The organism is Streptomyces sp. HNM0574 (assembly GCF_012726235.1).
In the GTDB taxonomy this organism is placed as follows: domain Bacteria; phylum Actinomycetota; class Actinomycetes; order Streptomycetales; family Streptomycetaceae; genus Streptomyces.
In genome coordinates this window covers 499,774-522,432 of record NZ_JAASAH010000003.1, presented here as the reverse complement: position 1 = coordinate 522,432, position 22,659 = coordinate 499,774, and the positions used below count along the sequence as shown (strand labels likewise).

At 72.1% G+C, this 22,659-nt stretch carries 13 protein-coding genes; 10 read left to right on the top strand and 3 right to left on the bottom strand.

From position 1 onward, the window contains the following. The first annotated feature begins 107 nt into the window (after positions 1-107). Entirely contained in the window at positions 108-821 is a 714-nt protein-coding gene (locus tag HCC30_RS08980; RefSeq protein WP_240979447.1) for a response regulator transcription factor, read from the top strand. Between the two features lie 29 nt (positions 822-850). Here HCC30_RS08980 and HCC30_RS08975 read toward each other — a convergent pair whose 3' ends face one another. Then, positions 851-2,011, bottom strand: a complete 1,161-nt coding sequence (locus tag HCC30_RS08975; protein WP_169441820.1) for a crosslink repair DNA glycosylase YcaQ family protein — start codon at positions 2,009-2,011, stop codon at positions 851-853. Positions 2,012-2,063: 52 nt separating this feature from the next. Then, a complete protein-coding gene (locus HCC30_RS08970) occupies positions 2,064-2,654 on the bottom strand; it encodes a GNAT family N-acetyltransferase (RefSeq protein ID WP_169441818.1) in 591 nt (196 codons plus the stop codon). Positions 2,655-2,867: 213 nt separating this feature from the next. On the opposite strand from HCC30_RS08970, the gene secA reads away from it, so the two are divergent. Next, positions 2,868-5,687, top strand: a complete 2,820-nt coding sequence (secA, locus tag HCC30_RS08965) for a preprotein translocase subunit SecA (protein WP_169441816.1) — start codon at positions 2,868-2,870, stop codon at positions 5,685-5,687. A gap of 93 nt (positions 5,688-5,780) precedes the next feature. On the opposite strand, the gene HCC30_RS28510 is transcribed toward secA, so the two are convergent. Continuing rightward, entirely contained in the window at positions 5,781-6,656 is an 876-nt protein-coding gene (locus HCC30_RS28510; RefSeq protein WP_240979408.1) for an Rv3235 family protein, read from the bottom strand. Positions 6,657-6,937: 281 nt separating this feature from the next. Here HCC30_RS28510 and HCC30_RS08955 point away from each other — a divergent pair, with 281 nt between their 5' ends. The 8 genes from HCC30_RS08955 to HCC30_RS08920 all read left to right on the top strand — a co-directional run bounded on the left by HCC30_RS08955 (position 6,938) and on the right by HCC30_RS08920 (position 22,658). Then, positions 6,938-7,444: a hypothetical protein gene (locus HCC30_RS08955; protein WP_169441815.1), complete on the top strand. Its 507-nt coding sequence runs from the start codon at positions 6,938-6,940 to the stop codon at positions 7,442-7,444. Positions 7,445-7,534: 90 nt separating this feature from the next. Next, entirely contained in the window at positions 7,535-8,278 is a 744-nt protein-coding gene (locus tag HCC30_RS08950) for an HAD family hydrolase (RefSeq protein WP_346776550.1), read from the top strand. 477 nt (positions 8,279-8,755) lie between these two features. Further along, a complete protein-coding gene (locus tag HCC30_RS08945) occupies positions 8,756-13,792 on the top strand; it encodes an NAD-glutamate dehydrogenase (protein ID WP_169441813.1) in 5,037 nt (1,678 codons plus the stop codon). Between the two features lie 193 nt (positions 13,793-13,985). After that, entirely contained in the window at positions 13,986-15,428 is a 1,443-nt protein-coding gene (locus HCC30_RS08940; protein ID WP_169441811.1) for a polysaccharide pyruvyl transferase family protein, read from the top strand. 269 nt (positions 15,429-15,697) lie between these two features. After that, the gene (locus tag HCC30_RS08935; protein WP_169441810.1) at positions 15,698-17,164 is read left to right on the top strand and encodes a bifunctional cytidylyltransferase/SDR family oxidoreductase; all 1,467 of its coding nucleotides are present in this window, start codon (positions 15,698-15,700) and stop codon (positions 17,162-17,164) included. Next, positions 17,164-19,299 (top strand): hypothetical protein, encoded by a 2,136-nt coding sequence (locus HCC30_RS08930; RefSeq protein WP_169441808.1) that lies wholly within the window; start codon positions 17,164-17,166, stop codon positions 19,297-19,299. The genes HCC30_RS08935 and HCC30_RS08930 overlap by 1 nt, the downstream gene beginning before the upstream one ends. Positions 19,300-19,340: 41 nt before the next feature. After that, a complete protein-coding gene (locus HCC30_RS08925; protein WP_169441807.1) occupies positions 19,341-21,563 on the top strand; it encodes a glycosyltransferase family 4 protein in 2,223 nt (740 codons plus the stop codon). 45 nt (positions 21,564-21,608) lie between these two features. Then, positions 21,609-22,658 (top strand): glycosyltransferase family A protein, encoded by a 1,050-nt coding sequence (locus tag HCC30_RS08920; protein WP_169441805.1) that lies wholly within the window; start codon positions 21,609-21,611, stop codon positions 22,656-22,658. The last annotated feature ends 1 nt before the right edge of the window (position 22,659 follow it).

Below are 22,659 nucleotides of genomic sequence, written 5' to 3'. Positions count from 1 at the left end.
CGTGCGCTGTGTGGTTGACGCGTACGGACGGTGTGGTTGATGCGGCACAGCCTGCTGGGGGAGGAACCATGGTGGACAGCTTCGGCCCCGCGATGCCCATGCCCGATATGCGCCCGGGCCCGGGTGAGGAGGCGGGGGAGCGCGGACGTGAGCCCTCCGTCGAACCCATCCGCGTGCTGGTGGTGGACGATCACGAACTCTTCCGCAGAGGTCTGGAGATCGTCCTCAAGCAGGAGGAGGACATCGAGGTCATCGGCGAGGCGGGGGACGGCGCCGAGGCCGTCGAGAAGGCCGCCGACCTGCTGCCCGACATCGTGCTGATGGATGTGCGGATGCCGCGGAGGGGCGGCATCGAGGCCTGTACCTCGATCAAGGAGGTCGTCCCCAGCGCCAAGATCATCATGCTGACGATCAGCGACGAGGAGGCCGACCTCTACGACGCCATCAAGGCCGGGGCGACGGGCTACCTCCTCAAAGAGATCTCCACCGACGAGGTCTCCGCCGCGATCCGCGCCGTCGCCGACGGGCAGTCGCAGATCAGCCCCTCGATGGCGGCCAAGCTGCTCACCGAGTTCAAGTCGATGATCCAGCGCACCGACGAGAGCAAGCTCGTCCCCGCGCCCAAGCTCACCGACCGCGAGCTGGAGGTCCTCAAGCTCGTCGCCACCGGGATGAACAACCGCGACATCGCGAAAGAGCTCTTCATCAGCGAGAACACGGTGAAGAACCACGTCCGCAACATCCTGGAGAAGCTCCAGCTGCACTCCCGCATGGAGGCCGTCGTCTACGCGATGCGGGAGAAGATCCTCGAAATCCGCTGACGGCCCCCGTCCCGTCGCGCGCCGGGTGATCAGCTCAGCGCCGCCGTGAGCGCGGCCGCGGTCCTGGGGTCGTCGCAGCGCTCGATCCGCACGCTCTCGCAGCCCACCCACTCCGCCGCCTCCCGCAGCGCGCGGGCCATCGGCTCGACCGCCTTCACGTCCGCCACGGACACCTGACGTGCGACGAGCGTGCGCCCGTCCCGCCCCGGGTCGACCCGGCCGCACAGCCGTCCGCCCGCCAGCAGCGGCATCGCGAAGTACCCGTGCACCCGCTTCGGGCGCGGCACGTACGCCTCCAGCCGGTGCGTGAAGCCGAAGATCCGCTGGGTGCGGGGACGGTCCCAGATCAGCGAGTCGAAGGGCGAGAGCAGCGTCGTACGGTGCTTGCCGCGTACCGGCGCCGACAGCGCCTCCGGGTGGGCCCAGGCGTGCGCGTCCCAGCCCTCGACCTCGACGGGGACCAGGCCGGTGTCCGGGAGCACGGCTGTGACCTGGTCCTTCTTCAGGCGGTGGTAGTCCGCGAGATCCGCGCGGGTGGCGACGCCCATCGCGGCGCCGGCCTGCGCGACCAGGCGGCGCAGGCACTCGTGGTCGTCGAGTTCGTCGCGCAGCAGCGGGCCGGGGATCGCGCGCTCGGCGAGGTCGTACACGCGCTTCCAGCCGCGGCGCTCGGTGCACACCACCTCACCGGTGTCGAGCAGCCACTCGACGCCGATCTTCGTCTCCGACCAGTCCCACCACTCTCCGCCGTTCCGCCCGCCGCCGAGCTCGGCCGTCGTCAGCGGGCCCTCCGTCTTCAGCCGCTCCCGCACCAGGGCACAGGTGTTCTCGCGGTCCTTCATCTGGTGCCAGCGGTACCCGCGCTCCCGCATCGCGCGCCGCCGGAACGCGAAGTGCGGCCACTCCTCGACGGGCAGCACGCACGCCGCGTGCGACCAGTACTCGAAGCCGCGCCCGCCGGACCAGTACGCCGCTTCGACGTCCTCCCGCGCGAGGGCGCCCAGCCGTGCGTACGGGACCAGTTCGTGCGAGCGGGCCAGCACCGAGATCGTGTCCAGCTGCACGGCGCCGAGCTGCCGCAGCACGCCGCGCACTCCCGCGCGCCGGTCCGGCGCACCGAGCAGCCCCTGGGCCCGCAGGGCGATCCGGCGTGCTTCGTCGGCGGAGAGGGACACTTCGGCATCAGTCATGCGGCACACCCTAAGTGCCCCCACCGACACGCGACTTGGCGTCCGCCGTGCGCTACGCGCGGCTCTCCGGCGGGAGATGGGGCGTCGCCGCGCGGCGCCCGGTGTCCGTGGCCAGCAGCGCGCCGATCCGGGCGTCGCGGCGTACGCCGTGCTGCACCACGCGTGCCCGCATGACCCCTTCGAGGGTGAAGCCGAGCCGTTGTGCGACGGCGAGCGATCCCGCGTTGTCCACATCGGCGACCCATTCGAGGCGTTCGACGCCGAGGCTGTCGAAGGCCCAGTCGATCACGGCCTGTCCGGCCTCGGCGGTGAAGCCGCGGCGCCGCTGCCCGGGCGCGGTCCAGAAGCCGAGTTCGGCTTGGTGTTCCGGGGTGTACAGCCGCTCCAGCCGGACCAGTCCCATGGAGCCGGTGAGGGTGCCGTCGTGGGTGAAGACACCGAAGTTGTACATGGTGTCCTCGCGCCACCCCGCCGGACAGGTCACGCCCACGAACTCCTCGGCGCTGCCCCGCTCGTACGGTTCGGGCAGCGGTATCCAGCGCCGGATGTCCGGGTCCTGGGAGGCGGCGAAGACCGCGTCCGCGTCCTGCTCGGCGAAGGGACGCAGGAGGAGTCGGGGGGTGGTGAGGGTGACGGGTTCCATGCACTGATTGTGCGACCGTCGTCACGGCGTTCACCAGAGCGGATCTTCCCGGGAGTCCGCCCGTTCCCGGCGGCCACGGCACCTTCGGGGGGTCCGGCACGTTGGGGGTACAGGGGCGTACGTCCCTCGCATACGATGGCGGGTGCGGCGGGTCCGTAACGCCGTGCCCGCGCACTGACCGTGCCAGGCCCGACCGGCAAGGAGCCCTTCTAAGTGTCCGTCTTCGGCAAGCTCATGCGTGCAGGTGAAGGGAAGATCCTGCGCAAGCTGGACCGCATCGTGCGGCAGGTGAATTCCATCGAAGAGGACTTCGTGGAGCTGTCGGACGCCGAGCTTCGGGCTCTCACGGACGAATACAAGCAGCGGTACGCGGACGGCGAAAGTCTCGACGACCTGATGCCGGAGGCGTTCGCGACCGTGCGCGAGGCCGCGAAGCGCGTCCTCGGCCAGCGGCACTACGACGTGCAGCTGATGGGCGGCGCCGCCCTGCACCTCGGGTACGTGGCCGAGATGAAGACCGGCGAGGGCAAGACCCTGGTCGGCACCCTGCCCGCGTATCTCAACGCGATCTCGGGCGACGGTGTGCACATCATCACCGTCAACGACTACCTCGCGCAGCGTGACTCCGAGTGGATGGGCCGTGTGCACCGCTTCCTGGGCCTGGAAGTCGGCTGCATCGTCGCCAACATGACGCCGCAGCAGCGCCGTGACCAGTACAACTGCGACATCACCTACGGCACGAACAACGAGTTCGGCTTCGACTACCTGCGCGACAACATGGCGTGGTCGAAGGACGAGCTGGTGCAGCGCGGCCACAACTTCGCGATCGTCGACGAGGTCGACTCCATCCTGGTCGACGAGGCGCGCACCCCGCTGATCATCTCCGGCCCGGCCGACCAGGCCACCAAGTGGTACAGCGATTTCGCCAAGTTGGTGAAGCGGCTGGAGAAGGGCGAGCCCGGCGACCCGCGCACCCAGAAGCCCGAGACGGGCGACTACGAGATCGACGAGAAGAAGCGCACCGTCGCCATTCACGAGTCGGGCGTGGCCAAGGTCGAGGACTGGCTCGGCATCGACAACCTCTACGAGTCGGTCAACACCCCGCTCGTCGGTTACCTCAACAACGCGATCAAGGCCAAGGAGCTCTACAAGAACGACAAGGACTACGTCGTCATGGACGGCGAAGTCATGATCGTCGACGAGCACACCGGCCGTATCCTCGCGGGCCGCCGCTACAACGAGGGCATGCACCAGGCGATCGAGGCGAAGGAAGGGGTGGACATCAAGGACGAGAACCAGACCCTCGCCACGATCACCCTGCAGAACTTCTTCCGCCTCTACAACACCCTCTCCGGCATGACCGGTACGGCGATGACCGAGGCCGCCGAGTTCCACCAGATCTACAAGCTGGGCGTCGTCCCGATCCCGACGCACCGCCCGCTGGCCCGCGCCGACCAGGCCGACCTGATCTACCGCACCGAGGTCGCCAAGTTCGACGCGGTGGTGGACGACATCGCCGAGAAGCACGAGAAGGGCCAGCCGGTCCTCGTCGGTACGACCTCCGTCGAGAAGTCCGAGTACCTCTCGAAGCAGCTGAACAAGCGCGGCGTCCGGCACGAGGTGCTGAACGCGAAGAACCACGAGCGCGAGGCCGCGATCGTCGCCGAGGCGGGCCGCAAGGGCGCCGTCACCGTCGCGACGAACATGGCCGGCCGCGGTACGGACATCAAGCTCGGCGGCAACGCCGACGACCTCGCCGAGAAGGAGCTGCGGGCCAAGGGCCTGGACCCGGTCGAGCACGCCGAGGACTGGGCCGCCGCGCTGCCCGGCGCCATGGAGAAGGCCGAGAAGGCCGTGGAGCAGGAGTTCGACGAGGTCAAGGAGCTCGGCGGGCTGTACGTGCTGGGCACCGAGCGGCACGAGTCGCGCCGCATCGACAACCAGCTGCGCGGCCGCTCCGGCCGTCAGGGCGACCCGGGCGAGTCCCGCTTCTACCTGTCCCTGGGCGACGACTTGATGCGGCTGTTCAAGGCGCAGATGGTCGAGCGCGTGATGTCCATGGCGAACGTCCCGGACGACGTGCCGATCGAGAACAAGATGGTCACCCGCGCCATCGCCTCGGCCCAGTCGCAGGTCGAGCAGCAGAACTTCGAGATCCGCAAGAACGTCCTCAAGTACGACGAGGTCCTCAACCGTCAGCGTGAGGTCATCTACGGCGAGCGCCGCCGCGTCCTGGAGGGCGAGGACCTGCGCGAGCAGGTGCGGCACTTCATGGACGACACCATCGAGGCGTACGTCCAGGCCGAGACCGTCGAGGGCTTCGCCGAGGAGTGGGACCTGGACCGGCTGTGGAGCGCGTTCAAGCAGCTGTACCCGGTCAAGGTCACGATCGAGGAGCTGGAGGACGCCGCGGGCGACCGCGAGGGCATCACCTCCGACTTCATCATCGAGTCCATCAAGGACGACATCCACCAGCAGTACGACGCCCGCGAGGAGGAGCTCGGCGCGGACATCATGCGTGAGCTGGAGCGTCGCGTCGTCCTCTCGGTGCTCGACCGCAAGTGGCGTGAGCACCTCTACGAGATGGACTACCTGCAGGAAGGCATCGGCCTGCGGGCGATGGCCCAGAAGGACCCGCTGGTCGAGTACCAGCGGGAGGGCTACGACATGTTCCAGGCCATGATGGAGGGCATCAAGGAGGAGTCCGTCGGCTATCTGTTCAACCTGGAGGTCCAGGTCGAGCAGCAGGTCGAGGAGGTCCCCGTCGAGGAGAAGGCCGAGGCCGGCGAGAAGAAGGCCTCGCTCGACAAGGAGGAGGCCGTCCCCGCCGGCGCGGGCGCCCCGGCCATCCGCGCCAAGGGCCTCGACGCCCCGCAGCGCCCGGACCGCCTGCACTTCTCCGCGCCGACCGCCGAAGGCGGCGTCGTCGAGGGCGAGATGGACGCGGGCGGCACCCCCGTCCGCTCCGAGGCCGACGGCATGACGCGCGCCGAGCGGCGCAAGGCCCAGAAGGGCAAGCGCCGCAAGAAGTGACCTGGGCATCAAGCCCGGTCCGGGCCCCGTCACCTCGCACCGAGGCGGCGGGGCCCGGCCGCGTTTCCGGCCGGGCCGCGGTGGTCAGCCTGGTCAGCCCTCGACGGCGGTCCTGGCCGGGAACAGGCCGTCCAGTTCGACGGCGGCGCAGAGCCAGCGGCGTTCGGCGTCGTACTCCAGGCGGAAGGCCATGGCCCGCTGACGTCCGCCCGTCATCACCCGCGCGAACGCCTCGATCACGCCCTCGCGGGGGCGGGTGCCCCGCGCCTCCAGCACGGTGGGGGTGCCGCGCTCGCGGCCGCGCGGGCGGAGCGGGGCGAGCGGCCCGAGCGCGAGCAACTGCTCGTACGCGGCGTCCGTGACGTGGCGCAGCAGCGCGTGCACCGGGCGCTGGCCGCTGAGGACCAGCAGCAGCTGCCGGGCGAACCACAGCGGGGGCTGCCGCTCGCGCTCCCGCATCGCGGCGGCCCGCAGGGCCGAGGCGGCGGGCCGGGACGAGGGGCGGCGGCTGTCCCGCCGGCCCGGCGGCCGGGTCCGGGCGGCCCCGCGGGTGCGCGGGACGGGGCGCTCCACGGGGGCGTTCTGCGGGGTGTCGGGTGCGGTGTCGTCCGGGGTTCGCGGGGCGGCGTCGGCGTCCGGCTCGGTGTCGTCCGGGGTGCGGCGGCGTTGCTGCGGGACGCGGCCTTCCGCGGTGGGGCGGCGTTCCGCGTCCGCTGCCCAGGTGGCCGAACCGGCCTGCGCCGTGCGGGAGTTGGGCGTCGCGGCGGAGGGTTGCGTCTCCGGCCGGCTGTGCGCGGCCGTGCGGGGCGGGGCCGTGTCGTCCGGGGCCTGCGGTCGCCGGGCGCTTGCCGCGGCCGTGGCAGGGGCGGATAAGGCGGTCGTGGCCGTGGGCTCGGCCGTGGTGGTCGCGGGTGCCGGCTCCGTGGTCCTGCGGTGCTCGGCGCTCGTCGCGGTGACGTCTGTGCTCATGCTGGAGTCCCCCGTTCCGTGTCCTGGGCTCATCCGCGTGCTGGCGGATACCCGCCGGTAGGTTCCGGTTGTTTCTAGCGGTCGTGATCACGGGCTGCAACGCGTTGCAACCCGGACGGGGAGCGGCGAAAAATTCCCCCGTAAGACGGTCGGGGCTTCTCCGTGTTGACGACGGGCCCCGCTCACCTGCGGTTGTCGGCGGCACCGGCGTCGCGCCGACGGCGAAGTGGGTCCGTATCCTGACGGAGCATCCGGTCCGGCGATACACGAAAGCGGCAGCCATGCGCGTCTACCTCCCCCTGACTCTCCCGGCTCTCGAAGCCGCTCACCGCGCGGGCCGCTCCGGTCCCGAGTCCGGCGCGCAGACCGCGTACGCCGTGACCCCGGGCCTGCGCGAGTGGTGCGGCACCGAGGACTCGGAGGAGCTGGAGTACGCCGCGCTGAGCTGCGCGGCCGAGGCGTCGCTGCGGCTGCTCGCGGCCGCCCCCGAGGCGCCGCGGCGCCGGGTCGTGCTCGCCGCCGAGATCCCCGACGCGGCCGTGACCCCCGCGCCCGAGGAGACCGCGAGGCTGCTGGGCGAGGTGCGGGTCGAGGGCGCGGTGCGGATGTCGCAGGTGGCGGCCGTGCACGCGGATGCCGAGGACGCGGAGCAGGTCGTCACCACGGCCGCCGGCGCGGTGACGGCGGCGGACGACGGTGACGAGGGCGCGGCGGCCACGGCCGACCGCGCCGGGGACCGCGACCTGCTGTGGTTCGCGACGCAGGAGATTCCGGGCCTGCTGTCCTGACCTGCGGTTCCGTCCGGCCCGGCGGCCGCGTCCGGTGAGTTCTTCGTACCGGCCGCCCGGCCTGTGGATAACGCGTACCGGCTGTCGGCCGTGACGCGTACCGTCATGGACATGGATTCGGGGAAATCTTCGGGGAACACGTCGACGGACGATTCGAGGGGGGCGGCCGGACGGGCCCACATCGTGTGGGACTGGAACGGCACGCTGCTGCACGACATCCACGCGGTGATCGAGGCGACGAACGCCGCCTTCGGCGAGCTCGGCATGGAGCCCATCACGCTGGAGCGGTACCGCGAGCTGTACTGCGTTCCCGTGCCGAGGTTCTACGAGCGGCTGATGGGACGCCTGCCGGACGAGCAGGAGTGGCAGGTCATGGACGCCACCTTCCACAAGCACTACTGGCGTGAGGTGCGCGGGGCGGGGCTGGCGGACGGCGCGCAGGAACTGCTGGCGGCGCGCGGCCGGGGCGGGGGAACGCAGTCGCTGTGCTCGCTGGCGCCGCACGAGAGGCTGCTGCCGCTGCTGGACACCTACGGCATCGCGCACCACTTCGTCCGGGTCGACGGCGCGACGGGTCCCGCCGGCGGCGGCAAGGCCGAGCAGATGGCCGGGCACCTCAGGGCGCTGGACGGGGTCGACCCGGCCCGCACGGTGGTCATAGGTGACGCGGTGGACGACGCCCTGGCGGCGGCGCACGTCGGTGCGCACGCGGTGCTGTACACCGGGGGCTCGCACAGCCGGGCCAGCCTGCGCTCGGCGGGGGTTCCGGTCGTGGACACCCTGGCCGAGGCCGTCGACACCGCGGACGATCTGGCCCTCCGGGCCGCCGGCTGACCGCCGTGTCACAGCTCCGTAGCGGGCGTGCATCAGGCCCGTACCGGTCGCACACCCGGCGTCGGGCAGCGCGCGGGCGCGCTTCTCACCGCCGGGTGTGCGCCCCCGCCCGCCGGGCCCGTGCCCAGGCGGGCGCGGGGGCCTCACGAGCAGCGGGGACGCGGAAGCGCGCCGGGTCGCTGTCCAAACCGTCAAAGTTCGCTCTTCAGCTTTGTACACATACGGCCCATGACGGGTCCCTGGCGTAGAGCGATAGCCTTACGTACGTGATCAGCGCGATATCTCACGGAGACGGCGCGAGCCGTGGTGGCTACGGCAGCCACCCGGGCATCGCCGTCGCCCCGCGCGCCACAGCGCCCGGGCATCCGCTGGTCTCTTCGCACGGCACGGCGTCGCGTTCGAACGGTCACCCCGTGGCGATTCCGCGCATCCACCACCCCGACGTCACGCAACGGCGCGCGACAGGAGCCAGAGGACATGCAGACCAAGCTGGATGAAGCAAAGGCCGAGCGGCTGGCAGAGGCCGCCCGGGTAGCTGAGCAAAGCTCTGCCGGGGGGCACCACCCCGTGCCGGGCCTTGAGAACGGCGCCCTCGAGGCGTTTCTCCAGCGCTACTACCTGCACACCGCCCCCGAGGACCTCAACGGCCGCGACCCGGTCGACATCCTGGGCGCCGCGTTCGCGCACTACCGGCTGGGCCAGGAGCGCCCGCAGGGCACCGCGAACGTCCGGGTCTACACGCCGTCCGTCGACGAGAACGGCTGGACGTGCACGCACACGGTCGTCGAGATCATCACGGACGACATGCCGTTCCTGGTCGACTCGGTCACCAACGAGCTCTCCCGCCAGGGCCGCGGCATCCACGTCGTCATCCACCCGCAGGTGGTCGTCCGCCGCGACGTGACGGGCAAGCTGCTGGAGGTGCTCGACGCCGGCCGCGACCAGACCTCCGACGGCACGACGCCGACCAACGGCGGTTCGGGCCAGGAGCTGCCGCACGACGCGGTCGTCGAGTCCTGGATCCACGTCGAGATCGACCGCGAGACCGAGCGCGAGGACCTGAAGGAGATCACCTCCGAGCTGCTGCGCGTCCTCTCCGACGTCCGTGAGGCCGTCGAGGACTGGCAGAAGATGCGGGACGCGGCGACGCGGATCGCGGACGGGCTCCCGCAGGAGCCGCTCGCCGCCGATCTGCCGGAGCGCGAGATCGACGAGGCGCGGGAGCTGCTCGGCTGGCTGGCCGACGACCACTTCACCTTCCTCGGGTACCGCGAGTACGAGCTGTCGGAGGAGACCGTCGAGGGCGAGGAGGAGCTCGTCCTCGCGCCCGTCGCCGGGACCGGCCTCGGCATCCTCCGCTCCGACCCGCACCACACCGACAGCGTCGACGGCCACCCCGTCTCGCCGTCCTTCAACCGGCTGCCCACCGATGCGCGCGCCAAGGCGCGCGAGCACAAGCTGCTGGTGCTGACGAAGGCCAACAGCCGGGCGACGGTGCACCGTTCGTCGTACCTCGACTACATCGGCGTGAAGAAGTTCGACGCCGAGGGCAACGTCGTCGGTGAGCGCCGCTTCCTGGGCCTGTTCTCCTCCGCCGCGTACACCGAGTCGGTGCGCCGCGTCCCCGTCATCCGCCGCAAGGTGGACGAGGTGCTGGCCTCCGCCGGCTTCGCGCCCGACAGCCACGCGGGCCGTGACCTGCTCCAGGTGCTGGAGACCTATCCGCGCGACGAGCTGTTCCAGACGCCCGTCCCGCAGCTGCGCGACATCACCACCTCCGTGCTCTACCTCCAGGAGCGCCGCCGGCTGCGGCTGTTCCTCCGGCAGGACGAGTACGGCCGGTACTACTCGGCGCTGGTCTACCTGCCGCGCGACCGCTACACCACGGGCGTCCGGCTGCGCCTGACCGAGATCCTCACCGAGGAACTGGGCGGCGCCAGCGTCGACTTCACGGCGTGGAACACCGAATCGGTGCTCTCCCGGCTGCACTTCGTCATCCGCCTGGAGCCCGGCGCCCGCCTGCCGCACCTCACCGACGCCGAGACCGACCGGATCGAGGCGCGGCTCGCCGAGGCCGCCCGGTCCTGGGCCGACGGCTTCAACGAGGCCCTGATCGCCGAGTTCGGCGAGGAGCACGCGGCCGAGCTGCGTCACCGGTACGACGCGGCCGCCTTCCCCGAGGGCTACAAGGCGGACTTCGCGCCGCGCGCCGCCGTCGCCGACCTCCAGCACATCCAGCGACTGGCCAGCAGCGAGGGCGACTTCGCGCTCAGCCTGTACGAGCCGGTCGGCGCCATGCCGGGCGAGCGCCGCTTCAAGATCTTCCGGGTCGGTGAGCCGGTCTCGCTGTCCGCGGTGCTGCCGGTGCTCCAGGCCATGGGCGTCGAGGTCGTCGACGAGCGGCCGTACGAGCTGCGCGCCTCCGACCGCAGCACGGCCTGGATCTACGACTTCGGCCTGCGGCTGCCCAGCGGCGCGCAGGAGCTCGGGGACGACGCGCGCGAGCGCTTCCAGGACACCTTCACCGCGGTGTGGACGGGCCAGGCGGAGAACGACGGGCTCAACGCACTCGTCCTGACCGCGGGCCTGACCTGGCGGCAGGCGATGGTGCTGCGCTGCTACGCGAAGTACCTGCGCCAGGCCGGCGCGACCTTCAGCCAGAGCTACATGGAGGACACCCTCCGGCGGAACGTGCACACCACGCGCCTGCTGGTGAACCTCTTCGAGGCGCGGCTCGACCCGGGCCGCTCCGGCGCCGGCCACGAGCTGACGGACGGGCTGCTGGAGGAGCTGGACGGCGCGCTCGACGAGGTCGCGAGCCTCGACGAGGACCGCATCCTGCGCTCCTTCCTGACGGTCATCAAGGCCACGCTGCGCACCAACTACTTCCAGAACGCGAGCGACGGCAGCACCGCCAGCACCGGCCGGGGCACCGGCATCGGCCGCAGCCGCGGCCTCGGCGCCGAGAACCCGCACGCGTACATCTCCGTGAAGCTGGACCCGCGGGCGATCCCGGACCTGCCCGCGCCGCGCCCCGAGTACGAGATCTGGGTGTACTCGCCGCGCGTCGAGGGCGTGCACCTGCGCTTCGGCAAGGTCGCGCGCGGTGGTCTGCGCTGGTCGGACCGTCGGGAGGACTTCCGCACCGAGATCCTGGGCCTGGTCAAGGCGCAGGAGGTCAAGAACACCGTGATCGTGCCGGTCGGCGCGAAGGGCGGCTTCGTCGGCAAGCAGCTGCCGAACCCGGCCGTGGACCGGGACGCGTGGCAGGCCGAGGGCATCGCCTGCTACAAGACCTTCATCTCCGGCCTGCTCGACATCACCGACAACCTCGTCGCCGGTGAGGTCGTCCACCCGCAGGACGTGGTGCGGCACGACGGCGACGACACCTACCTCGTCGTCGCCGCCGACAAGGGCACCGCCACCTTCTCCGACATCGCCAACGAGGTCGCCGTCGCGTACGGCTTCTGGCTGGGTGACGCCTTCGCCTCCGGCGGCAGCGCCGGCTACGACCACAAGGGCATGGGCATCACCGCGCGCGGCGCCTGGGAGTCGGTCAAGCGGCACTTCCGCGAGCTGGGGCACGACACCCAGACCCAGGACTTCACCGCGGTCGGCGTCGGCGACATGTCCGGTGACGTCTTCGGCAACGGCATGCTGCTCTCCGAGCACATCCGCCTGGTCGCGGCCTTCGACCACCGGCACATCTTCCTCGACCCGAACCCGGACGCGGCCACCTCGTACGCCGAGCGCCGCCGGATGTTCGAGCTGCCCCGCTCGTCCTGGGCCGAGTACGACACCTCGCTGATCTCCGCCGGCGGCGGTGTGCACCCGCGCAGCGCCAAGTCGGTGCCGATCACCCCGCAGGTGCGCGAGGCCCTCGGCATCGACGAGGGCGTCACCAAGATGACCCCGGCCGAGCTGATGCGGGCGATCCTGCGGGCCCCGGTCGACCTGCTGTGGAACGGCGGCATCGGCACCTACGTCAAGGCGGGTTCGGAGACCAACGCGGACGTGGGCGACAAGGCCAACGACGCGATCCGGGTGGACGGCCAGGACCTGCGGGTCAAGGTCGTCGGCGAGGGCGGCAACCTCGGCCTCACCCAGCTGGGCCGGATCGAGTTCGCGCTCGGCGGCGGCCGCGTCAACACCGACGCGATCGACAACAGTGCGGGCGTGGACACCTCCGACCACGAGGTGAACATCAAGATCCTGCTCAACTCGGTCGTCGCGAACGGCGACATGACCGTGAAGCAGCGCAACGCCCTGCTCGCGGAGATGACGGACGAGGTCGGCGAGCTCGTGCTGCGCAACAACTACGCGCAGAACACCGCCCTGGCCAACTCCCAGGTCGGCGCCTCCAGCCTGCTCCAGGCCCACCAGCGCTACATGCGGCGGCTCAGCAAGGAGGGCAAGCTCAACCGGCAGCTGGAGTTCCTCCCGAGCGACAAGCAGATCCGTGACCGCATCGCCGCGGGCCACGGCCTGACCCAGCCCGAGCTGGCCGTCCTGCTCGCGTACACGAAGATCACCGTCACCGACGAGCTGATCGGTACGCAGCTGCCGGACGACCCGTACCTCCAGGGCCTGGCGTACGCGTACTTCCCGAAGGCGCTGCGCGACCGCTTCCCCGAGGAGGTCATCGGGCACGCGCTGCGCCGCGAGATCGTCACCACGCTGCTGGTCAACGACACGGTGAACACCGGCGGTTCGACCTTCCTGCACCGCATGAAGGAGGAGTCGGGCGCGTCGACGGAGGAGATCGTCAGGGCGCACACAGCGGCCCGGGAGATCTTCGGCCTCGGCGCCATGTGGGACGAGGTCGAGTCGCTCGACAACGTCGTGTCCGCCGAGGTGCTCACCAGCATCCGGCTCCAGTCCCGGCGGCTCGTCGAACGGGCCACCCGCTGGCTGCTGAACAACCGTCCGCAGCCGCTGGCGCTCGCCGACACGATCGAGCTGTTCCACGAGCGCGTCGAGCAGGTGTGGGCCGAGCTGCCGCAGCTGCTCAAGGGCGACGACCTGAAGTGGCAGCGCGCCATCTTCGAGCGGCTGGAGACGGCGGGCGTCCCGGAGGGCTTGGCGCAGCGTGTCGCCGGCTTCTCGGCCGCGTTCTGCGGGCTGGACGTCGTCGCGGTCACCGACCGTACGGGCGTCGATCTGATCGACGTCGCCGCGGTCTACTTCGACCTCGGTGACCGGCTCGGCATCACCCAGCTCCAGGAGCGGGTCAGCGAGCTGCCGCGGGCCGACCGCTGGCAGTCGATGGCGCGCGCGTCCATCCGCGAGGACCTCTACGCGGCGCACCAGCTGGTCGCCGCCGACGTCCTGTCCGAGGGCGGCGAGAGCGCGACGCCGGAGGAGCGGTACGCGGAGTGGGAGAAGAAGAACCACAACATCCTCTCCCGTGCCCGGGCGACGCTGGAGGAGATCCAGTCCTCGGAGACCTTCGACCTGGCGAACCTCTCGGTGGCGATGCGCACGATGCGTACCCTCCTGCGCAGCAACCGCTGAGCCGCGGGGCCGGGTGAGCCCGGCCGCGTGAGCGGCGCCTTCCGGCCGTCTTCCCGGGCCCTGTGCCCGGGGAGGCGGCCGTTTGCGTGCGTGCGGCCGTCTCCGGTAGCGGCGGTGCGGGGTGCGCGGCAACGTGGGTTTCCCCGCCCCGTCGCTTTCCCACGGCCTGTCCGGTCAGAGACGCAGGTGAACAATGAAGCGCATCCTTCTCCGCTCGGGTAAGAGTCCGTTCGACGTCGTCACTCCGGAGCAGGTCATCTCGCAGGACCTGATCGGCACCAACTCCGGGAACCTGCTGTTCAGCGACGCGGCGCACAAGATCCTGCTCACCCCCGGGACGGAGGTGACCTCGAACGGCATCAGGACCGACCCCTCGCCGTCGAGCGCCGCGCGGATCAACGAGCGGTACGACGTGTTCGTCGTCCCGCTCGCCAACGCCTTCCGGCCCAGCTTCCAGGGCGCACTGGACCGGCTCTCGCAGCTGATCGAGCAGCTGCGCATCCCCGTCGTGGTGCTCGGCGTCGGCGCGCAGGCGGGCGCGGACTACGACACGGCGGGCATCAGTGAACTGCGGCCCTCGGTGCGGCGGTTCATGAAGGCCGTGCTCAAGCGGTCGGAGTCGGTCGGTGTGCGCGGCGAGATGACCGCCGACTACCTGCGCGGGCTGGGCTTCGACGAGGTCGAGGTGATCGGCTGCCCGTCGATGTTCCTGCACGGCGACACCTTCCCCGAGCTGCCCGCCTTCGACGGCAGGCGGAAGCTGACGCCCAAGGCCCGGATCGCGGTGAACGTCTCGCGGGGCTCGTCGAAGGTCGGCCCGATCGCGGAGATCGTCGAGGGCACCTGCCGCCGCTACCCGAACCTGGGCTACTTCGCGCAGAACCTCACCGACGCCGAACTCCTCTTCTGGGGCGACACCTCGCACGCCACCGGAAGCACCAAGCGGATGCCGACCCTGGGCACCCACCCGCTGCTGCGCGACGGCCGCCCCCGGGTGCCGATCGACCCGGTGACGTGGATCGAGGAACTGCGCGGCTACGACTTCGCGTTCGGCACCCGCATCCACGGCAACATCGCCGCGCTGCTCGCCGGCACCCCGGCCGTGGTGCTCTGCCACGACTCGCGGACGCTCGAACTCTGCCGCTACTTCGAGATCCCGTACCAGATGCTCGGCGAACTCCCGGCCGACACCGACCCGGCCGACCTGTACGAGAAGGCCGACTTCTCCGGGCTGACCGGCGGCCACCAGGAGCGCTTCGAGCGGTTCACGGCCTTCCTCGACAAGCACGGGCTGCCCAACACCTTCACCCACGGCGACGGCGGCGCCGCCTTCGACGCACGCCTCGCCGAGCTGCGGCTGCCCGACTCGATCCGCCGCTGGGACGGCTCGGACGACGGCGCGCTCGGCTACCGGATCGGCTGGCTCCGCGAGCAGACGCAGCGCGGCCAGCAGAGTCTGCACAAGGAACTGAAGGCGGCGCGGGAGACCCTCGCGGAGCTCCAGGCCCGCAACGAGGAGCTGGAGCGCCGGACCGCGGCGGTGGAGCAGCGGCTCGCAGCTCCGGGCCCGGGCCCGGCGGCCACGGCCTCCGCCGTCCGGGCGTGGCTCCGCCGCAGGCTCGAACGCCGCGCCTGACCCGCGTCCGGCCCGTGCCCGGCCCGCGTCCGCCCCGTTCGGGCCCCGGGCCCGGGCCACCCGGACGGGGGAGGGCCGGGGCCCCGGGGCGGCCGACGGAGTGCAGGACCCTCCCGCTTCGCTGAGGATGAAGGCGACAAACCTCGCATCTGTGGGGAACCGGCGTACCGGGCCGAGCTGTTCGGACGCCGGTGCCTCCACGACGGCGCGGCCGGGCGGGCACCAAGGGCCCGGACCGGCGGCGCCGCCGCAGGGGAAAGGGAGCCGCCATGACAGCCCCGACGCGTGCCGAGCGCCGTACGAGCGCCACGGGTCCGCTGCACAACACCGCCGTCGTCCTGGCCGCCGGGACGGGGGAACGAGTCGGACTCGGGACCCCGAAACAGCTGGTGAAGATCGCGGGCAAGACGATCCTGGAGCACACGCTCACCGTCTTCGAACTCGCCCCCGGCATCGACGACATCGTGGTGATGATGACGCCCGGCTACGTGGGCGACGCCGAGAAGATCGTCGACAAGGCCGGGCTCACCAAGGTGACGCACATCCTGGAGGGCGGGGCCAGCCGCAACGCCACCACCGAACGCGCGCTGGCCGCCCTCGCCGCGCGGCTCCCCGAGGGCGAGGACCAGAACGTCGTCCTGCACGACGCCGTCCGCCCCCTGCTGTCGCAGGAGGTCATCGCGAGCTGTCTGACGGCGCTGGAGACCTACCGCGCCGTCGACGTCGCCATACCCTCGGCCGACACCATCATCGTCACCAGACCGCACGGCGACGACGGCGAGTGGATCACCGACATCCCCGACCGCAACCGGCTGCGCCGCGGCCAGACCCCGCAGGCGTTCCGGCTGTCCACGCTGCGCGAGGCGTACGCGCGGGCCGCGAAGGACCCCAACTTCGTGGCCACGGACGACTGTTCGGTCGTGCTGACCTATCTGCCGGACGTGCCGGTCGACGTCGTCGTCGGCGACGAGCACAACATGAAGATCACCGAGCCCGTCGACATCCACCTCGCCGACCGGCTCTTCCAGCTCTCCTCGCACACCGTCCCGCCCCGTCCGGACGACTCGGCCTACCGCAAGCTGCTCGCCGACAAGACCCTCGTCGTCTTCGGCGGCTCCTCCGGCATCGGCGCCGACCTCGCCGGCCTCGCCGAACACCACGGCGCCCGGGTCTTCCGGCACAGCCGCTCCACCACGGACACCTACGTCGAGCGGCTCGGCGACGCGGAGCGGGCGCTCGCCGAGGCCCACGAGAGCACCGGACGCGTCGACTTCGTCGTGAACACCGCCGCGATCCTGCGGATCGGCAGGCTCGCCGAGTTCGACGACGCGCTGGTGCGCGAGACCCTCGACGTGAACTACCTGGGTCCGGTGCTCATCGCCAAGGCCGCGCACCCCTATCTGGCCGCCAGCAAGGGCCACTTCCTGCTGTTCACCTCCAGCAGCTACACGCGCGGACGGGCCGAGTACAGCCTCTACTCGTCCACCAAGGCCGCCATGGTCAACCTCGTGCAGGCCCTCGCCGACGAGTGGGCCGAGGACGGCATCCGCACCAACTGCGTCAACCCCGAGCGCACCCGCACCCCGATGCGGCTCCAGGCGTTCGGCGAGGAGCCCCCGAGCACGCTGCTCACCTCGGAGGCCGTCGCCAGGACCTCCCTGGACGTGCTGCTGTCCTCGCTCACGGGCCACGTCATCGACGTGCGCCTCGACGATCCGATGGAGAACGCTTCCTGATGCCCCGCATGGAACCCGGCGCGGCAGCCCGCCTCCTCGCCCAACGCCCGTACGCCACCGCCTGCTTCGCGCTCGGCTGGCTGCTGATGCCGGCCGCGGCGCTGTGGGGGAACGCGCCCGCGTTCGCCGCCGCGCTCGTCCTCGGCTACCTCTCCGACCGGTCGCTCAGCCGGGACGGCGGGCGGCTCGACAAGGCCCTGCGCGAGGTGCGGTTCCCCGCGACCGTGCGCTTCCTGCTCCGCCAGGTGCTGCTGGTCCTGCTGCTGGTGCGGGCCGGCGCGTCCGCCGGGCTGCTGACCGTCGCGCTGGTGGCGCTCCTCGCGTACTACCTGTTGCAGGTGCCGCAGAGTGTGCTGCTGCACCGGGTCCGCGGCTCGCGGAAGCTGCCGCTGGCGGCGCGCAACATCGACCTGACGGGGCTGGGGCTGCGCGACACCCCGTCGCGGACGTGGACGTCCAGGGCGTTCAGCAAGTCCATGCACACCGACGTCCTGGCGATGGCCGGGCTGCTGGCCGCCGTGACCGTCGGCCTGGACTGGCCCGGCTACCTCGGCTGCGGCCTGACGGTGGCGCTCTGCCTCGGGTACGCGCTGGTGCTGGGCGTGGTGTGGCTGCGGGCGCGGGGCATGCCGGACAAGGAGCGGGTGCTCGACCACGCGGACGCCTGGCTCCGCTCGTACCGGCCGACGGTGATGCTCTACTTCTCCGGCACCAGGGGCTCCGCCTACCAGGCCAACATGTGGCTGCGGACGCTGGCGGCGGCGGGCGGGCGTCCGCTGGTCCTGCTGCGCGAGCGGCACATCCTGGAGAACCTCGACCCGACGCCGCTGCCCGTGCTGTGCGTCCCGTCCGCGACGGACGTGATGAACCGCGACTTCTCCTCGGTGCGGCTCGTGCTGTACCCGGCGAACGTCGGCCCGAACATCCACGTGCTGCGGATGCCGCAGGCCAGGCACGTCTTCATCGGCCACGGCGACAGCGACAAGGTCGCCTCGATCAACCCGTACGCGAAGGTCTACGACCAGGTGTGGACGGCGGGACGCGCGGGCCGGGACCGGTGGGCGGCCGCCGGGGTCGGCGTGCGCGACAGCGCCGTCGTCGAGGTCGGCCGGCCCCAGCTGGCCGAGGTGCGGCGCGGCCCGCGCCCGGCGGACGGCAGCCCGCTCACCGTGCTGTACGCGCCGACCTGGGAGGGCTGGACCGACGAGCCGGGCAACACCTCGCTGATCGTCTCGGGCGCGGCCGTCGTCGAGCTGCTGCTCTCGCTCCCGACGCCGGTGCGCGTGCTGTACAAGCCGCACCCGTACACCGGCATCCGCGCGCCCGAGGCCCGCGAGGCGCACGGGGCGATCGTGGCCGCGCTGGAGCGGGCCAACGCGCGCGCGGAAGCGGACCGCGCCGGGGCGGACGGCGGGGAGGAGGCGCTCCGGGTGGCCGCCGCGCGGGAGGAACTGGAGCGTGTGGAGGCCGAGTTGGCGTCCCTCGGCAGCCGCCCCCGGCCTGAGGCCGACGACGCGGAGCGCTCCCGGGACGCGCACTTCACCGCGGCCGACGCGGCCCGCGCCGAGGAGCTCGCGCGGGCCAGGGAGGCGCTGCTGTGGCGCGGCACCGAACCGTGGCGGCACCAGCACATCACCGCGGAAGGACCGCACCTGTACTCCTGCTTCAACGCCTGCGACCTGCTCGTCTCCGACGTCTCCAGCGTCGTCTCCGACTTCATGGCCGGCGGGAAGCCGTACGCGATCACGGACGTGGCGGAGCTCGGCGCGGACGAGTTCCGCCGCCGCAACCCGTCGGCCGGGGCCGCGTACCTGCTCTCGCCGGACGCGCGGGAGCTCGGTGACATCGTCACCCACGCCGCTGCGCACGCCGGTTCCGGGGACGACCCGATGGCGGAGGAGCGGGCGCGGCTGCGGCACTACCTCCTCGGGCCCGAGACGCCGGACGCCACCACCCGGTTCAACGCGGCGGTCGCGGCGCTCCTCCCGCCGGAGGCGGAGCACGGCCCGGATTCCGCGACGGAGCCCGTCACCGACGCGGACGACGGGGAGGACCCGGACGGTCCGGAGGCGCGCGGGTCAGCGGCGCACGGTCCGCCAGGACCCGAGGAACCGACCTCCGTGCCCGCCGGATAGCGGCCACGACGACGTCCCACGACCAGTGCGCGAGGCTCACGTTGAAGATCTCCTTCCTCATCCACTCCGGCTACGGCGTCGGCGGCACCATCCGCAGCACGCTCAACCTCGCCACCGCGCTCGCGGACCGCCACGAGGTGGAGATCGCCTCGGTCTTCCGGCACCGGGACGTCCCCGCCTTCGAGGTCGACCCGCGCATCCGCCTCGTCCCGCTCCTGGACACCCGCCCCGGGCACCCCGAGCGGGACACCGGGCACCCGCTGCACCAGCGCCCCTCGGAGCACTTCCCGCAGGGCGAGGGCCGGTACCGGCAGTACAGCCTGCTGACGGACGAGCGGGTGCAGGCGTACCTGGCGGCCACCGACGCGGACGTCGTCGTCGGCACCCGGCCCGGACTCACCGCGTACCTCGCCCAGTTCGTCCCCGCGGGCGCGGGCACCGTGCGCGTCGGGCAGGAGAACATGTCGCACAACCATCACGGGCACGCGCTGCGGACCGAGATGGCGCGGCACATCGCCCGGCTGGACGCCTTCGTCACCGTCTCCGGCACCGACGCCGCCGTCTACCGCGCGCACCTGCCCCCGTCGGTGCCGGTGCACCACATCCCCAACAGCGTGCCAGCGCCGCAGCTGCCGCCCTCGGACGGGACCAGCCGGATCGTCGTCGCGGCCGGGCGGCTGGCCGCCGTCAAGAGCTACGACCTGCTGGTCGACGCCTTCGCCCGGGTCGCGGCCCGGCACCCGGACTGGCAGCTGCGCATCTACGGCGGCGGCGACCAGCGGGCCGCGCTGCGCAAGCGCGTGGACGGGCTGCGGCTGCACAACCACGTCCGCCTGATGGGCCCGCACTCGCCGATCGACCCGGAGTGGGTGAAGGCGTCGATCGCCGTGTCGACCTCCCGGCACGAGTCGTTCGGCATGTCCGTCGTCGAGGCGATGCGCTGCGGGCTGCCGGTCGTCAGCACCGACTGCGACTACGGGCCCCGCGAGATCATCCGGCACGGCACCGACGGGCTGCTCGTCCCCGTCGGGGACGCCAGAGCCGTGGCGAAGGCGCTGCTCACCCTGATCGAGGACGAGGACCTGCGGCACCGCATGGCGGAGGAGGCCCTGCGCGGCGCGGGCCGCTTCGACCCGTCCCGGGTGGCGCGGCAGTACGAGGACCTCTTCCGCTCCCTCGTCCCCGCGGGCGAGGAGGAGAGAGCCGGGCGGGCCCGGGACGACGTCCCCGCGGGCGCGGGCGTGGGCACCCTGGCCCGCGCGGGCGGCACCGGACCGGAACCGGAACCCGGTCCCGCGCCGGCCGCGACCGCCCCCGTCGCCGACTGCGCCGTCGCCCCCGACGGCGGGCTGACCCTGCGCTTCCAGCCGCCGCTGACCGCTTGGGACGACCCGGACTTCCGGCGGGACGGCGTGCCCCGGCTGGTCTGCGTCCGGCGGGGCCGGCGCGGGAGCCGCGAACGCACCTTCCCCGTCGGGCTGGAGGGCGACGTGACGGTCCCCGCGGGCGGGGACTTCGCCGAGGGGGTGTGGGACGTCCACGTCACGCCGCCGGACTCGTCCCGCAGGCTGCCCGTCACGGCCCGCACCGTCGACCAGCGCGGCGCGCTCCACCCGCGCGCCCCGGGCGCCGCCGGACCGGTCGGGCACGTCCTGCCCCGGCGCGATCCGGAGGACGGGCGGCTCACGCTGCACACCTGGTCGCGCCCGGTGCACGCGGAGGTGACCGGAATCGACGTCGGGCGGGGCGACTTCGTCGTCCACGGCCTCCTGCTCGGCGCCCCGGACCGAGCGGAACCCGGGCCCCCGCCCGAGCTGGTGCTGACCCTGCGGGCCGCGCCGGAGCGGCAGTTGAGGTTCCCGGGGGAGTGGCGGGACGGCACGGGGTTTTGGTGCACGGTCCCCGCGGCCGTGCCCGCCGCGGCGCAGCGCAGCCCGCACGACGTGTGGGACGTCGCGCTGCGGTACGCGCCGGAGGCGGAACCGGTCGCCGTCGGACGGTTCCTGGACGACATCGTGGAGAAGAAGACCGCCTGCGCCTACCCCCGCCTGATCCTGCCGAAGGGCGGCCGGGCCGCGCCAGGTGACCTCGCGCGGCGGCTCGTCGACCGGGGCGCCCCGTCGCGGGTGCGGGTGCGGCTGTTCCACTCGCGGCACAACGATCTCGCCCTGAACGTCGTCGACATCGGCCCCGGCGAGCGGGAGCGGTGGCCCGCGCTCCGCGGCTGCGGCCGCTTCCTCCGCCGCCACCTGGCCTCGGCCTGACCCGGGCCGCGAACCGAGGAGCACCCGCATGACGGAGCAGCAGCGATGACCGAGCAGGAGAGAGCAGTGAGCGAACCCGACGTCACCGTGATCGTCGGCGTCTACAACGGGATGCCGTATTTCCGCCGGTGCCTGGCCTCCCTGGAGGAGCAGACGATCGGCCCCGGACGGCTGGAGGCCGTCGTCGTGGACGACGGATCGACCGACGGCAGCGGCGAGTTCGCCGAACGGTTCGCGCGCGGCACCGACCTCCCCGTCCGCGTCGTGCACCAGGAGAACTCCGGCGGGCCCAGCCGCCCGCGCAACGTCGGCCTCGGCCTGGCGCGCGGCCGGTACGTCTTCTTCCTCGACGCGGACGACTACCTGGGCGAGGAGGCGCTGGAGCGGATGGTCGCGGCCGCCGACCGGAACAAGACGGACGTCGTCCTCGGCCGCATCACCGGCGTCAACCGGAAGGCGCCGCGCTCGATGTTCACCGAGAACGTCGAGCGCACCGACCCGTACAGCAGCAACGTCACCAGAACGATGAGCGCCGAGAAGCTCTTCCGCCGCAGCCTGCTGGAGCGGCACGGCCTCCGCTTCACCGAGGGCATGACGCACGGCGAGGACACCTGCTTCACGCTGGAGGCGTACGTGCGGGCCGACGGGCTCTCCGTCGTCGCCGACTACCCCTGCCTGTACATCCTCGGCCGCACCGACGGCGGGAACCTCACCAGTGTGGAGAGCACCACGGACGGATTCCGCGCCGCCGAGGCCCAGTTGGGGCTGATCGCCCGGCTGCTGCCGCCGGGCGAGGAACGGGACCTGCTGTCCGTCCGGCCGTTCCGGATGAAGATCCTGCGGACGTTCAGGACCCGGATGCGGCGGGAGCCGGAGGAGCTGTGGCAGGAGTGCTTCGACCACGCGGTGCCGCTGCTGGAGCGCTATCTGACCCCCGGCATCGAGCGCCGGCTCCGCGCCGACGAACGGCTGCGCCTGCACTTCCTCGCCGAACGCCGCTCCGACCTCTTCCGCGACGTGCTGAAGGTGATGGCGGCCCGCGACGCGGCGGCCCGGACCCCCGCGCCGGACCCCGGCCGTGACCGCGCCGAGTGAA

Excerpts from the sequence above, each read along its gene's own strand:
- HCC30_RS08935 (WP_169441810.1), top strand. The coding sequence starts at position 15,698 with ATGACAGCCCCGACGCGTGCCGAGCGCCGTACGAGCGCCACGGGTCCG.
- HCC30_RS08955 (WP_169441815.1), top strand. The coding sequence starts at position 6,938 with ATGCGCGTCTACCTCCCCCTGACTCTCCCGGCTCTCGAAGCCGCTCAC.
- HCC30_RS08975 (WP_169441820.1), bottom strand. The coding sequence starts at position 2,011 with ATGACTGATGCCGAAGTGTCCCTCTCCGCCGACGAAGCACGCCGGATC.
- HCC30_RS08920 (WP_169441805.1), top strand. The coding sequence starts at position 21,609 with ATGACCGAGCAGGAGAGAGCAGTGAGCGAACCCGACGTCACCGTGATC.
- HCC30_RS08945 (WP_169441813.1), top strand. The coding sequence starts at position 8,756 with ATGCAGACCAAGCTGGATGAAGCAAAGGCCGAGCGGCTGGCAGAGGCC.
- HCC30_RS28510 (WP_240979408.1), bottom strand. The coding sequence starts at position 6,656 with ATGAGCACAGACGTCACCGCGACGAGCGCCGAGCACCGCAGGACCACG.
- HCC30_RS08930 (WP_169441808.1), top strand. The coding sequence starts at position 17,164 with ATGCCCCGCATGGAACCCGGCGCGGCAGCCCGCCTCCTCGCCCAACGC.
- HCC30_RS08940 (WP_169441811.1), top strand. The coding sequence starts at position 13,986 with ATGAAGCGCATCCTTCTCCGCTCGGGTAAGAGTCCGTTCGACGTCGTC.
- HCC30_RS08980 (WP_240979447.1), top strand. The coding sequence starts at position 108 with ATGCGCCCGGGCCCGGGTGAGGAGGCGGGGGAGCGCGGACGTGAGCCC.
- HCC30_RS08970 (WP_169441818.1), bottom strand. The coding sequence starts at position 2,654 with ATGGAACCCGTCACCCTCACCACCCCCCGACTCCTCCTGCGTCCCTTC.